This window comes from Lentibacillus sp. (assembly GCF_035301675.1).
Taxonomy (GTDB): domain Bacteria; phylum Bacillota; class Bacilli; order Bacillales; family Amphibacillaceae; genus Lentibacillus.
The window spans coordinates 84,318-95,304 of the sequence record NZ_DATGTT010000011.1 but is presented as its reverse complement, the minus strand read 5'-3'; the positions used below and the strand labels follow the sequence as shown (position 1 = coordinate 95,304).

At 43.2% G+C, this 10,987-nt stretch carries 11 protein-coding genes; 2 read left to right on the top strand and 9 right to left on the bottom strand.

Annotated elements, in window-relative coordinates; translation table 11 throughout:
• Together VK097_RS02255 and VK097_RS02250 are read right to left on the bottom strand one after the other, a co-directional pair.
• Positions 1–344: D-alanyl-D-alanine carboxypeptidase (locus tag VK097_RS02255; protein ID WP_324210168.1), on the bottom strand; the 344-nt coding region annotated here is incomplete at its 3' end.
• 165 nt (positions 345–509) lie between these two features.
• Positions 510–1,838, bottom strand: a complete 1,329-nt coding sequence (locus VK097_RS02250) for a S8 family peptidase (protein WP_324210167.1) — start codon at positions 1,836–1,838, stop codon at positions 510–512.
• 177 nt (positions 1,839–2,015) lie between these two features.
• Between VK097_RS02250 and VK097_RS02245 the strand changes: the two genes are divergently transcribed.
• On the top strand, positions 2,016–2,561 hold the full coding sequence (locus tag VK097_RS02245; RefSeq protein WP_324210166.1) for a GNAT family N-acetyltransferase: 546 nt from the start codon (positions 2,016–2,018) through the stop codon (positions 2,559–2,561).
• A 216-nt stretch (positions 2,562–2,777) separates the two neighbouring features.
• On the opposite strand, the gene VK097_RS02240 is transcribed toward VK097_RS02245, so the two are convergent.
• Positions 2,778–3,074 carry a 4a-hydroxytetrahydrobiopterin dehydratase gene (locus VK097_RS02240; protein WP_324210165.1) on the bottom strand — a complete coding sequence of 99 codons (297 nt, stop codon included), beginning with the start codon at positions 3,072–3,074 and terminating at the stop codon, positions 2,778–2,780.
• A 332-nt stretch (positions 3,075–3,406) separates the two neighbouring features.
• Here VK097_RS02240 and VK097_RS02235 point away from each other — a divergent pair, with 332 nt between their 5' ends.
• Positions 3,407–3,784, top strand: coding sequence for a DoxX family protein (locus VK097_RS02235; protein WP_324210164.1), 378 nt, complete (start codon positions 3,407–3,409; stop codon positions 3,782–3,784).
• A 254-nt stretch (positions 3,785–4,038) separates the two neighbouring features.
• Here the strand turns inward: VK097_RS02235 and VK097_RS02230 are convergent, their stop codons facing one another.
• The 6 genes from VK097_RS02230 to VK097_RS02205 all read right to left on the bottom strand — a co-directional run bounded on the left by VK097_RS02230 (position 4,039) and on the right by VK097_RS02205 (position 10,898).
• Positions 4,039–4,740, bottom strand: coding sequence for a LutC/YkgG family protein (locus VK097_RS02230; RefSeq protein WP_324210163.1), 702 nt, complete (start codon positions 4,738–4,740; stop codon positions 4,039–4,041).
• The gene (locus VK097_RS02225; protein ID WP_324210162.1) at positions 4,733–6,172 is read right to left on the bottom strand and encodes a LutB/LldF family L-lactate oxidation iron-sulfur protein; all 1,440 of its coding nucleotides are present in this window, start codon (positions 6,170–6,172) and stop codon (positions 4,733–4,735) included. The genes VK097_RS02230 and VK097_RS02225 overlap by 8 nt, the downstream gene beginning before the upstream one ends.
• Positions 6,173–6,186: 14 nt before the next feature.
• Complete coding sequence (locus tag VK097_RS02220; protein WP_324210161.1) at positions 6,187–6,906, bottom strand: (Fe-S)-binding protein; 720 nt, start codon at positions 6,904–6,906, stop codon at positions 6,187–6,189.
• Positions 6,907–7,049: 143 nt separating this feature from the next.
• Positions 7,050–7,769 (bottom strand): FadR/GntR family transcriptional regulator, encoded by a 720-nt coding sequence (locus tag VK097_RS02215; protein WP_324210160.1) that lies wholly within the window; start codon positions 7,767–7,769, stop codon positions 7,050–7,052.
• Positions 7,770–7,862: 93 nt separating this feature from the next.
• Positions 7,863–9,443 (bottom strand): L-lactate permease, encoded by a 1,581-nt coding sequence (locus VK097_RS02210; protein WP_324210159.1) that lies wholly within the window; start codon positions 9,441–9,443, stop codon positions 7,863–7,865.
• A 234-nt stretch (positions 9,444–9,677) separates the two neighbouring features.
• Positions 9,678–10,898, bottom strand: coding sequence for a S1C family serine protease (locus VK097_RS02205; protein ID WP_324210158.1), 1,221 nt, complete (start codon positions 10,896–10,898; stop codon positions 9,678–9,680).
• Positions 10,899–10,987: the final 89 nt, after the last annotated feature.

The following is a 10,987-nucleotide window of genomic DNA, read 5'->3' as shown; positions in this document are numbered from 1 at the left end:
AATGTTTCCATGGCGGCCGCACCCGACAGCAACTTCATGTTTGAAGCCGGATGGAGGCGCAAATCGCCATTATGATTATACAGAATCTCGCCGCTCTCAGCGTTCCGGACGCTGACACTAACACTTGTGCCGTTCAGACTGTCATGCTCCAGAATCGCATCAAGCTTGTCCTCCAAATCCTGGTCTTCAGAAGTTGTTTTAATTGTTTCGGTTTGATCAGGTTTTTCTGCCGTATCTTTGGATGCTGATACAATTGATTGGTCCTGGTCGGCAAATGGGATAACAACAACCATTGCCAGCAGGAAAAATAGAAACAGTTTCTTCCCGTAATCCTTCACAATCATGCTATCTTCACACCCTTTATTATTTGGAATATTTTTATTATAATAAAATATACTAATAGTTTGTTAAAATTTTGAGAAAATCATCCTTTTAACCTATATATATAATGGGATTTAGTAAGAACGAACCAGAGGAAAGAACAAAGGCAGGTCTCAGCCTGCCCGCTATTATCCGTTTATCGTGTTCTCTGTATTCAGATAACCTGCGCCGTAAACATTCGGATCTCTTTCAGTCCAAAGGTCAGCGCTGTTTTTCAGCAGAGTTTTCAGTTCATCGGGGGAAGCGTCCGGGAAAGCCTGCTTCATTAATGCGACAGCACCAGCGCAGATGGGTGTTGCCATAGACGTTCCTGATAACATGAAATAATCATTCCCGACGCGACTGGACTTTTGCAGCTTATCGAGGTAAGAATTCGGTGCTCGAAGCGACACAATATTGACGCCTGGTGCCAATATATCCGGCTTTATCTCACCATATACTGTCGGACCTCTTCCGGAAAATTCGGCGACCGTATCATCGCTTCGTGTGTCGGCTGTATTTTTATCATCCAATGCGCCAACAGTAATCACTTGATCGCTGACACCCGGGCTGGCAATAGTTTGCGGGTCCGGTCCGGAATTCCCTGCGGCAACACACATGACAATCCCCTCATCCCAAGCCTTTTCAACAACTTTGACCATAGGATCATCATCTTCATTGTTGTAAGAGCCCGCTTCGCTGCCAAGCGACATACTGATGATATCAATCGGGGAATCCGGATTGTCTTCGTTGTATTGGATACACCATTCGACCCCCTGCATAACGGTTTCCAGTGAGCCGGAGCCCATTCTGTTTAAAACCTTCACACCTATCAGTTCGGCCTGAGGCGCAGGTCCCCGGTATTTTGACGAAGAAGCGGTTCCATCACCGGCAACATCACCTGCACAATGTGTACCATGGCCATTATCATCATACGGATCATTTCGATCATTGACTAAATCAGCGAATGTTCTAATTCTTCCGGACAGATCCTGATGCGGATGAATGCCTGTATCTATAATCGCAATCGATACACCTTCTCCTGACAATTCAGTCTCACCGTAAACAACATCCCGGGCATTAATTGCATCTGTTGCTGCATCCAGAAGTGCATGCACTTCCCGGTTCAGATAAATCCGCCTGATAGATCTGGAGCTGGACAAAAGTTCCTCAAGTCCTTTAGGTGTCACATCCACACTGCAACACGATATTCGCTTGAAGTCATGCCGGAATTTATGGCGGAATCGCCCGTCGGTTACTTGCCTGACTTCCGAACAGCCTGAGTCATAGTAATCGTTCTCAAATTCTATAATCAATGATAGTTTTCTGAACCGCTTAAGTGAACCTTCCATCATATTGTGCATGAAACAGGGCATCCACTTGAATGGTTTGTATAAATTTAAAACCTTACTCCGCAGTTCCTTATCCATCTTGTCTGCATTGGCACGTATCGTTTGAACCATTGAATATCCAAACATTCTGCCACCACCTTTCACAATTATTTCTATGAAAGATTGACGGTACGGTAACGGTACGTGCACATTCAGACTGGAAACAGGCTAATGGAACAACTTATGGCTAACCCAAAATGCCTCTTGATAACTCCGGCAAATATGGTAAAATAATCTTCAACTTAAATCAGGGGGGCGCATGTTATGTTTTTGTTTGAAATTGACGAAGAAATTGCTTTGAAGCACCTGGAAATCACTGATGCGGCTCCTTTGTTCCGGCTAACGGATCAGTCAAGGGACACATTACGGCAATGGCTGTCATGGGTTGACCACACCAAAACACCTGAAGATTCCCAATCTTTTATTGAATCCGTATTAAAGCAGTTTGCAGACAGAAGAGGCCTCACCACCGGCATTCTTTATCACGGCGAGCTTGCCGGCGTTACAGGTTTCAATCTATTTGACTGGACGAATGGAGTTGGACACATTGGCTACTGGCTTGGCACTGACTATGAAGGGAAGGGGATCATGACACGAGCTGTCAGCGGCCTGATTGATTATGCTTTTTATTCACTGGAACTGAACCGGATTGAAATACGCGCTGCTTATGCCAACCAAAAAAGCCGGGCGATACCAGAGCGTCTCGGTTTTGTGCAGGAAGGTCAAATCCGGCAGGCCGAGTGGCTTTATGATCATCATGTCGATCATGTTGTGTACGGCATGCTGGCACATGAGTGGAGAGATCGATAACGCTAAGAAATAAAAGGGGCTGAGACAAAACTAAAATGTTCAACACTAAAAACGAACGATAGCAATTGTAGGTATTAACTACCGCTTCGGAAAAATACTACGCTGGTTTACGCGGAACCCCATGTTACAACAAAAAGAAAAATCCGAACTGATTCGAAAGCTGAATCATCGTTCGGATTTTTCTTTACCCTAAATGCTTTTGTCCCAGTCTCTTTTCTATTTAGCTACTTTTTCGTAAAGTTCATCAAAGTGATTGACCATCTCAAAATCCAAATCAGTCAACCCTTTCATCTGCCATGACGATATTTTCATAGTAACGATTTTATAATCAATTGAAATGAACGGATGGTGACTTTTGCCTTCAGCATATTCGGCGACTTTATCCACGAAATGGACGCCATTTAAAAAGTCCTTAAACCTGTAGCGCCGGCCGATCCATTTCTCATCAATCCGCTTCCAGTCAGGCAAATTTTCCAATTCCTTTTCAATCTGTTCTTCACTCAAACGTTCCATTCGCTTTTCCCTCCATTCAATTTTCTTACTCCGTATCGTGTTGTTACCCATAGTGTAACAAATTTTAGCTTCCTAAGCAGTAAATCAACATACAATCCACACTCTATCCACAGAATTTTGTGGATAACCTGGGCAATGGGAAAAAATTATATCTTTATGTGATTGCATTCATCGCCTACTCGGCTCAAAAATTTTCCCCGATAATATAAAAGGCAGAAATAGCAAAGGCTCCAGGCTGCGCCGAAACCCGGAGTCCTTTTTTAAAAGAAGGTTGTCAAAGTTGTCCACAATCTTGCATATGTATTAGGTATCACTAATGATGGAGGTGTTCTATGATGCAGACGATGCATATGCCTAAGTGGGTTTCGTATGCGGTCGGTTATGTTTTTTTGGCGTCAGGTATTCTCAAGCTCGTGTCCAGCGATTTTAAAGCAACATTCATGAATCTTGGACTGCCATCTCCGGAAACCATGCTACTTCTCGTTGCCCTGACGGAAATTGCCTGCAGTGCATTCATATTAGCTCGATTATATATGAGACACGCTGTTGCTCCGCTAATTCTCATTATTCTTGGCGCGATTTACCTAACAAAACTGCCGATATTAATGAATCAGGGTTTCCTGCAATTCGCCTTTGATGCTCGCCTTGATATTGTGATGCTTATTTTATTGATATTGCTCTGGCAGCATAAGCCAAGTAAACAGCTGTAATAGTCTTATCCACAAATTTATCCACATATGCACAAATGTTCGCAGTTATTTTGTTGCAGAAATTATGTTCTATACAAGATGTGGATGTTATCTACATTTTATCCACACACTGTGGATAATAAGGTGCTGTTAGCAGATACAAACATATACCAAAGCCAATCAACAGTATTAAGCCTCCGTTATGCCCAGTCAGGACTAGGCATAACGGGGATTCTTTATATTTTTCTTTACTGTTACCATTGGCCTTTTTGTAATCATGCATCCAAAACCACGATATGAGCCGCTTTAACTGGCCCGTGAACGCCGACAACAATGTTCATTTCAATATCTGCACTATTGCTCGGCCCTGTAATAAAATTAATATACGGAGAAATATTCTGGCCATCCTCGACTTGCTTATGAATCTGCTCTGTTGCTTGGGTCATTCTTGGAACAATGGATGACTTAGGAACAATAGCCGCATAGGCTACCGGCAGCAGACTGACAGACCGAGCTATATCCCGGTCGTTGAATTGTGTAATTGTCCCTGACTCAGCTAAACTCACATCACTGAACAGAAAACCGATATTTGCCTGTTTTGCCACTTCAATATTCAAATTTCCTGATGCTGGTTCCCATACATGGACATCATTTTTGGTCAGAACATCCGTCAGGCCATAGTCGTCGAATCGATTATCTTTTGTTGCGACCATAGTCCCGCCGCCATATCGTTCCATAATATCTTCAACAGTTTCTGCCAGCTCATCTTTTGTTGTCTCCACGACATAGGTGCCTTTTTCTTCACTGTTCTCTTTAAACAGTGAATAAAGCTCATCTTCCATTCTATCCTGATGGACATCCCACTGCGGCTGATATTCCCAATCGGGCAGCTGCACGTCCGTTTTCCGTTCTCTTCCCAGCCGATCAGCAATGTGATTGAGAAATTTATTTCTATTATGAATTGTACCTTTACTCATCACGGCTGCCACCTTTCTTATGTTCTATAAACCATTTCCGGAAATTTTCATTGGCTGGTGCCGGCAATTCCCGTATTTTGGTCCAAAGTTTCATTGGGCCAAGACCATTTGATATTGAACCTTCATGAACAAAAGGTTTGGCAAAAACAGGTGCCCCTTTGGTAGCAATTTTGAACAAGGATGGCGTGCTTGCCCCAATACCAAAGGCCTTCATGGCTGCCTGTTCGCTTTTTTGTGAATACCCTTGCTCAACGTAATTTTCACGGTGTCTGATCAGTTGTTCATGCAGCGGAATTTTAACCGGACAGGCTTCAGTACAAGCGGCACAAAGACTGGACGCATAGGGCAGTTCGCCGTATTCTTCATAACCACCTAAGATTGGCGAAAGAACTGCACCGATTGGTCCTTGATAAATTGAACCATAAGCATGGCCGCCAATATGACGATATACAGGACATACGTTTACACAAGCAGCACAGCGAATGCAATGAAGTGCTGATTGAAATTCCGTACCGAGCGCTTTGGATCTGCCGCCGTCCACAATCACTAAATGAAAGTCTCTCGGGCCGTCAACGCTCTCTTCTTCTACTTCCGGCGTCACATTCGTTACATATGTTGTGATCTTTTGACCAACTGCACTTCTGCTCAAGAGGTTTACCATCACATCAAGTTCTTCCCATGACGGAACAAGTCTCTCCATACCCATCACACTGATTTGGGTCTCCGGAAAACTGGTTACCATATTGGCATTGCCTTCATTTGTAACCAGGGACACAGAGCCCGATTCAGCAACGCCAAAATTACACCCGGTAATTCCAATATCAGCGTTCATAAACACATCTCTCAGCCGACTGCGGGCAAATGATGTTATTTCCTCCGGCTGGTCGGTACCGCTATATCCGGCTTTTTCCTTCAGTGTATCCTGAATTTGTGATTTGTTTTTATGCAGTGATGGTACTACGATATGAGACGGTCGGTCTTCTTCTTCAGCCTGCAAAATATATTCTGCCAGATCGGTCTCATGAACCTGACAGCCAATGTCCTCCAATGCTTCATTCATCCCGATTTCTTCAGTCACCATTGATTTTGCCTTCGTGATATTTTTTGCATTTTTCTCTTTCGCTACTTGTTGTATGTAAGCATTCGCCTCTTCAGCCGTTTCCGCAAAGAAAACATGCCCGCCGCGCTTGGCAAAATTTTCGCTTAGAAGTTCAAGATAATAATCCAGGTTTTCCAGCGTATGCCGGCGTATATCTTCCCCGGCACTGCGCCATGTCTCCCAGTCACCAATCGACTCATCGCCTTCTGTTGCAGCAACCTTCTTACCTCTTAAACCGTCCTGTGCCTTGGCCATTGATTCACGCATGAAGTCATCGTCTAATGCATCATCCACCCTGTCAAAAAACGGTTTTTCGCCGATTTTCATAGCCATGAATACCATCTCCTTTATTCACGAGAATTTAAAATTTGTGCAATGTGTTTAACAGCTATGGGTTTTCCTTCACGATCAATCCGTCCTTTTATGTTCATCAGGCATCCACCATCTGCTGTTATAAGCACATCTGCACCTGTATCCTCAACATGCCGTACTTTCTCATCAACCATTTGCTCTGAAATCGACACCATTTTCACTGCAAATGTTCCACCAAATCCGCAACAGTCATAACTATTCTCCAGCGGCAGCAGCTCCAAACCCTTTACGTTATTCAATAGCATGAACGGGGACTCCGTTTCCTTAAGCAAACGCATCATATGGCATGAAGTATGGTAGGTAGCCTTCGCCGGATACACTGCCCCGACATCCTCAACACCGAGTACATTAACGATAAACTGGGTAAACTCATATGTTTTATCAGCGACCTTCTGAGCCCTTTCCTGCCAGACCGCATCCTCACGGAAAAGTCCGGGATACTCTTTAAACATACCGGCACAAGATCCGGAAGGTGTGACAACATATTCTGATGACTCGAAGGTGGAAATCATTTGTTTTGCTGCTTTTTGCGCATCTTTCCTGTAACCACTGTTGTATGCTGGTTGTCCGCAGCAAATCTGCCCCCGCGGAAAATCAATCTCACAGCCGAGGCGTTCAAGCACCTCGACCATATCTTTTGCAGCCTCTTGATAGAATAACTCACCGAGACACGTTACAAATAATGATATTTTCATAGTTATCCTCCCCGATTAAACTCATCTAAAAATCCATGGTGCTAAACTGGTCAATAAATCACTCGCTTAGAAGCGAGGCAGAAAACATACCGGCTCCCTTCTCAGACACTCGTCTACTCTTAAGACTTTATTAGAGGATAGGACTATTCCAACATTTCGTCGATATATTGAAACAGTTCCTTATTAACCTCATCTAAATGCTTATACATTTGCTCATGTGCTTGTTCTGTTTCCCTATTCCTGATAGCTTTAAAAATCTGCTCATGTTCCTTATATAGTTTTTCAGACCGATTTTCTGAGTACAGAAGTACCCTCCTTGTTTCACGTATTGTTTCAGAAATAAGATTCGACACACTGGCTATCAGGTTGATGAGCATCTGATTATGTGTTGCATCGGCTATTGCAACGTGAAAATCCGTATCGGCACTTGCTGCCAGATCTTCATTTCCTTTCGCATTTCCCATTACAATCAGAGCCTTTTCTATAGGTATTAGATCCTCTTCTTTATGAACTTTAGCAGCAAGACTGGCTGTGCCGACTTCCAATATTTTTCGAAGTTCATACAGCTCTTTTACGTCGTCTTTTTTCATTAAAAAAGCTGTTGTTACTGGTAACGAGAATTTTGAAGGATCAAAAGACTTTACATAGGTCCCTTCCCCTTGTTTCATCTCGAGAATGCCCATAGAACGCAATCCGCTTAGTGCCTCCCGGATAGCCGATTTACCAACATCAAAGTTTTTTGCCAATTGCTCCACAGATGGTAATTTTTCCCCGGGCTTTAATCGTTCTTTCCTAACCATGTCTATAATAGATTCCGCTACTTCTTCATAGATCTTTTTGGTTTGTATTCTTTTATATTCCATACCATTACTCAGCTCCTACTTATTTGATTCCATTTTACTGCGAATAAATGAATTTATAAAATCTCTTCCCGAGCGTGAGCGACTGCAACTGGTCTAAAAGATACTCATGATAATAAATCCGGAAAGTCCAGCCAGTAAACCATAAATAACAGCGGGGATTAACGTTTTTCGGATAATATCTCCTTCTTTACCGGATAATCCGACCGCACCACTTGCTGCAACTACATTATGAACACAAATCATATTACCCGCACCGGCACCGATCAGCTGTGCAGCTAATACTGTATTGACATCAAACCCTACTTGCGTTGCAACGCTGTACTGTATTGGGCTGAACGTTAATGTTGAAACGGTAGCACTCCCTGTAATAAAAGCACCAAGTTCTCCTAAAAATGGTGCAACAAATATCCAAATTGGACCTAAGGAATTAGCTAAAGATTCAGCTATATGCTGCGGCATACTTACTAAATCATTCATATTCATTCCTGAATTAACAAATACTTGAACCATGACCAATGTAGCAACTAACGATATGGCTGTCATTTTCATAGATGCTAATGATTCTTTAGATGCGCTTGTAAATGTGCCAAATGATTTACGCTGAACTAATATAGCACTTATGGCTGCAAGAGTCAGGACAGTCCCAGGCGAATACAGAAACTCCCATTCTGATGTAATTCCTTCTACTCCCATTATATTCGTCCATGAAAGGTCAACCGCTGACGTTGTGAAGTCTTGAAGCCATGGTACAATACGTGTAAGCAGAAGCAGGATAACGACAATTATGTAAGGAGACCATGCCGTTATAATTCCTATTTTTGATTTTTCACTAGCCACTTGAAAATCTTGTCTTAAAGCTAACTTCCATTCTCCCTTTGGCAATAGCCAACCTTTTTTAGCTGTATACGCAGCAACAATCAAACCCGTTAGCGCAGCAAGAATCGATACAAATTCGTAACCAAATAAAAACGCATACAATAAAGCCGATCCGGTATATACAATTCCAATCACTAAAGTCCATGGCAGCATGGTAAATGCATCCTTTATCCCCTTACCAAAGAAGCCGGTTAATACGGCTATTACAATAAATGGAATAAACGTCCCCGCTAATAAATCCATCGTTGTAACGGAAACTGCAATTTCCTGAAAAAATCCTCCCCCCGCATTTGGATTATTACTCAAACCAATAGCAACGGGTGTACCAACAGCTCCAAAGGCAACTGCTGTACTATCGGCTATTAGGGCTATTGTTGCAGCTGCCAACGGGCTAAATCCTAATGCAAACAATAATGGTCCGGTAACCATAGCAGGAGCTCCAAAACCCGCTGCTCCCTCAATTAAAGATCCAAATAAAAACGCAACAATAATGACTTGTACTCGCATATCCCCGGAAATATTTTGGAATCCCTGATTAATTCGATCAACTGCACCGGTGTTTCGGAGGGTATTTAATAATACCAATGCACCAAACAATATCCAAAGGATGGTTAATGCTTTATGAGCCCCTTGCAATGTTGAGGAAGTAATAACATTTCCTCCCATCCCCCAAACCGTAAACCCTAATGCAATAACAATAATGGCGCTTATAGACATTCCTTTAGCTGCAGGCATTCTTAATATAACCAAAAAAAGAAATGGAAAAATAATAGCACTTAAGGCAATAAGTAAATACATCTAAATCCTCCTGGAGTTAAAACTTTAATCTCACAGACCTAAGGCGATTACAAAATTAGTGGTATGGTCATCAGATGACCATACCATTAATTTGCCATATTTCTTAATCCTTTACAACCGTTTTCAATAAAATCATTGTTACATATCATCCGGAAACACTTTTGGGACTGACTCATTTGAAAATGATAAAAAAAGCTATCCCCGCATTAAAGGATAGCTTTAATAAGTTTCATTTTATCGCTGTTCAACCAATTCAAATGTCGCTTCCTGCTGCTCGCCATCACGGTAATAGGTGACCGTTAGCGAATCACCGACTTCTTTTTCCTGGTATAAAATCTTGCGCAGGTCAATCATGTTCATTACTTGTGTGCCATCAACCGCCGTAACGACGTCAAGCCGTTTCATCCCTGCTCTGTCTGCCGGCGAACCAGGCTCAACGGACCAAACATAGACGCCGCCTTCCACGTCATCAGGAAGACTCAATGTATTTTTCCACTCCGTTTGCGGCACTTCTTCCAGCGAGTATATTTCCACGCCCATATATGGACGTGTCACTTTTCCGGTCTTTTCGAGCTCATTCACAATCGGCCTTGCTATATCAATTGGGATGGCAAAGCCAATGCCTTCTACCGCTTCCTGATTGATCTTCATCGAGTTAATCCCGATCAGCTTCCCGTCAATGTTAATCAGAGCACCCCCACTGTTTCCAGGGTTAATAGCTGCATCAGTCTGAATAACTTCCGCCTGCCAGTCATTACGGCCATCCTGATTAAAATCCTGTGGAATCGTCCGTTGTGTTCCGCTGATAACACCCTGTGTCACCGAACCAAGAAACATTCCAAGCGGATTTCCAATTGCGATGGCAGGCTCACCAACCTTGATATTTTTCGACGTGCCCATCTCAATGGTTTTCTGAACTTTATCACCTTTCATTCTTAGTACAGCCAAATCAGAAAACAAATCGCTGCCGAGAATTTCAGCTTCGACCCGTTTGTCATCCGAGAGCACAACCTCAACGGTATCTGCCCCCTCAATCACATGATGGTTGGTAATCACGTAGGCCTTACCGTCCGTTTTTTTATAAATGACACCGGATCCTGAACCGGCTTCGCTCTGCTGCTGGCCTTCCTGCTGCTGCCAGAAGTCGCCCTGCCTCTGAATATTGATGACACCGACCACGGCAGGTGTGACCTCATCGACCACTTTTGTTATTTGGGAGGATACATTGACCGATACGAAACCGCTTGATTCAGGGCGGGCATCATTGCCGTCTGCGCTCTCCTGTGCGGTTTTACTATCATCTGTCCATGCTTCGGGCAGAAAGTCAGATTGTAACACGCCGGGTAATGCGATCAGTGCAATAGCAATGCCAATTATAATGCCGGCAAACACAGGCCATATCCAGCGCCGCTTCTTATGACGCTCCTGCCGGTCATCATCATCAAAATAGCCCATTTAAACTGCTCCTTTACCATAAAGGATTTTAGCTCATGCTGTTTCATCATCGAATATGCTGATTTAATATTTCGAAGGAGCGGAAAGCA

Excerpts from the sequence above, each read along its gene's own strand:
- VK097_RS02245 (WP_324210166.1), top strand. The coding sequence starts at position 2,016 with ATGTTTTTGTTTGAAATTGACGAAGAAATTGCTTTGAAGCACCTGGAA.
- VK097_RS02240 (WP_324210165.1), bottom strand. The coding sequence starts at position 3,074 with ATGGAACGTTTGAGTGAAGAACAGATTGAAAAGGAATTGGAAAATTTG.
- VK097_RS02215 (WP_324210160.1), bottom strand. The coding sequence starts at position 7,769 with ATGGAATATAAAAGAATACAAACCAAAAAGATCTATGAAGAAGTAGCG.
- VK097_RS02220 (WP_324210161.1), bottom strand. The coding sequence starts at position 6,906 with ATGAAAATATCATTATTTGTAACGTGTCTCGGTGAGTTATTCTATCAA.
- VK097_RS02210 (WP_324210159.1), bottom strand. The coding sequence starts at position 9,443 with ATGTATTTACTTATTGCCTTAAGTGCTATTATTTTTCCATTTCTTTTT.
- VK097_RS02205 (WP_324210158.1), bottom strand. The coding sequence starts at position 10,898 with ATGGGCTATTTTGATGATGATGACCGGCAGGAGCGTCATAAGAAGCGG.
- VK097_RS02235 (WP_324210164.1), top strand. The coding sequence starts at position 3,407 with ATGATGCAGACGATGCATATGCCTAAGTGGGTTTCGTATGCGGTCGGT.
- VK097_RS02225 (WP_324210162.1), bottom strand. The coding sequence starts at position 6,172 with ATGGCTATGAAAATCGGCGAAAAACCGTTTTTTGACAGGGTGGATGAT.
- VK097_RS02230 (WP_324210163.1), bottom strand. The coding sequence starts at position 4,740 with ATGAGTAAAGGTACAATTCATAATAGAAATAAATTTCTCAATCACATT.
- VK097_RS02250 (WP_324210167.1), bottom strand. The coding sequence starts at position 1,838 with ATGTTTGGATATTCAATGGTTCAAACGATACGTGCCAATGCAGACAAG.